This window comes from Allobosea sp. 05T439, assembly GCF_056396005.1.
The window spans coordinates 1-544 of record NZ_JBFTKP010000140.1 but is presented as its reverse complement, the minus strand read 5'-3'; the positions used below and the strand labels follow the sequence as shown (position 1 = coordinate 544).

Genomic DNA, 544 nt, shown 5'->3' with positions numbered 1-544 from the left:
AGAGTTCGCCGTCGAGCCGGGCGCCGAGCGTGACGGAGGGGCTGAGCCTGAGGTCGAGCCCGGCGGCGAGCAGCGCGCTGTTGCGGGCGGGCCTGGCCCCCTCGACCGCGAAGCCTGAGCCGGTCAGGCCGGCAATCGAGGCGGAGAGAGCGGCGTCACGCTGGTAGTAATGCGCCCAGCTCGCCCGGAGATAGCCGGCGACCGGCAGCCCGTTCAGGCTATTGGCATAATCGAGCTGCAGGCCAAGCTCACTGCGCGAGGTGATGTCGTTGCGCCGGGCGAGCGCCAGCGCGCCGGCATTGGCCCCGGCCCAGTTCGCCTCGATCAGGCCCGGGCTGCGCGCCTGGATCGTCTGCAGCGCCGCCAGCGGCGAGAGAGCCAGGCCGTTCCAGTCGAGCACCGCGGCGCTCGCCTGCAGCCGGCCGCTCCAGGCGGTGGTGGCATAGGACGAGGACAATGCGCTGCCGAGCACCGGGATACTGCGCTTGATCTCGTTCTCGAGCCGGCCATAGCCGAAGGCAGCGGCAAGATTGACCGGCCCGAG

The 544-nt window shown here is 71.3% G+C and carries 1 protein-coding gene; it reads right to left on the bottom strand.

Annotation, left to right across the window (positions count from 1 at the left end; genetic code table 11):
* Positions 1-544, bottom strand: a 544-nt coding sequence (locus AC1DIO_RS35435) for an autotransporter outer membrane beta-barrel domain-containing protein (protein WP_476854962.1), incomplete at both ends; no start/stop codon positions are given.